Annotated in this window: 1 pseudogene; it reads right to left on the bottom strand. The window is 67.5% G+C overall.

What is annotated here, in order from left to right:
• Window positions 1–1172 (bottom strand): annotated as a pseudogene (locus tag U9980_RS14860) (hypothetical protein); the annotation flags it as partial.
• Window positions 1173–1531 lie beyond the last annotated feature (359 nt).

The raw sequence follows: 1531 nt of genomic DNA, 5'->3' as shown, positions 1-1531 counted from the left end.
TTTGTGGTCGGTCCGTTCGTCGGTCCGGGTGCGACCGACAGCTTCTTGATCTTCTGGACAGAGCCGTCCGGTCTGATCACGGCGGCTTCGGTGCCGTCGGGGTCGTTGACCCAGACCGTTCCGTCCTTGACGGTGACGGCGAGTTCACCGGCCGGCTCTCCGGAGGTGATCTTGATCGGATCAACGAACGCGGCGGCATCGGTCGCGTAGACGAGCAGGCGCCCCGTCCCGTTGTCGGGTATATAGACCCGGTTGTTGGCGGTGACCGGCGCGCCGAGATTGTCAGAGGGGTGCTGTGAACCGATCTCGACGGTGTCGACCGTGCCAGCGGTCCAGTCGGCGAGGAGCAGAGTGTCCGTCCCGCCGACAGTGATCGGGACCACCGGGCTGTCGACGCGGGGCGCGACCTTCAGGGGGCGACCCTGGCTGGGTAGGCGCAGCGGCGCTGTCGGGTGCCCGTCGCGGACACCGACCAGGGTTCCGTCGGAGGCGTTGACCACGACTGGGTGGCCGTCGGCGATTGTTAGTGACACCTGGTCGTCTGGTCGGGAGACCGTGACCGCGCTTCCTGGCGCGCCGTGGCGGATCGGGACGAGCTTTCCCCCGGAGGGCAGCGCTACCCACAGTGTGCCGTCGTCGGCCATCCCGGCGCCGGCTATGGGGGCGCCGAGGTCGACGGGCGAGCCCAGAACGTCGAGGGTCTGTGGGTCGATCCGGGTGACTCGGCCGGTCTGGTCGTTGACGACATAGGCCTGGTCGTCGCCGGTGACCACGGTGATGCCGGTTCTGAAGTTCTTTTGCTCGGCTGGGATCAGCGTGGCCGGGTCGATCCGGCTGACGATGCCGGTGCTGGTGTCGGTGACCAACACGCTGGAACCCTCCTGGGCGATGATCAGTTTGGGGTCCTTGGCGTTGCTGACGCGGGTGGTGGCGTCAACGAGCCCGGAGGGGCCGTTGATGTGCGAGACCATTCCCTGGGCGCTGCTGGCCAGCCACACGCCGGCATTCCCCAGACGCAGTACGGCAGTGCCCGCGCTCTGCCCTACCAGGAGGACGACGGAGCCGCCGGCAAGAAGGAGTACCAGCGGCACGGCGACCGACCAGCGTACCCGGCGCGCGGCCAGCCGGGACAATATCCACCGGATCCGGTCTTCCCCCTCGGTGCGTGGCACTGTCGTCTCCCCATCAGGAATGACCGAAGTCTCGGCCGGATGTCGGCGCACGCCCAACTTTCCGCGTGTTCCTGGTCGATGGCAATGCCCGGCCGGGCGGATGGTGGGGTGGGTCAGCCCCCGGCCCACGGAAAGTGCAGGTCACGGGTGTTCTCGCGCGTTCGGAGAACCCTCGTGGAGGGGAAAGATGGTCCGCGGGGCCCATGGCCGACTCCACCGACCACCGCGAACAATCCCAATGACACAACAATCCCCGGTGCACACAACCGAAACCCGCTGGCCCTGGGTCGTGGGACCACGGAACGAGGAGAGGTTCGCCATGGCGAAAATCGTCGTCAATCCCGAGGTGCTCAGCGCGC

The sequence above is a fragment of the Protofrankia sp. Cr1 genome (assembly GCF_963555865.1).
Classification (GTDB): domain Bacteria; phylum Actinomycetota; class Actinomycetes; order Frankiales; family Frankiaceae; genus Protofrankia.
This window is presented reverse-complemented; position numbering and strand designations above follow the sequence as displayed.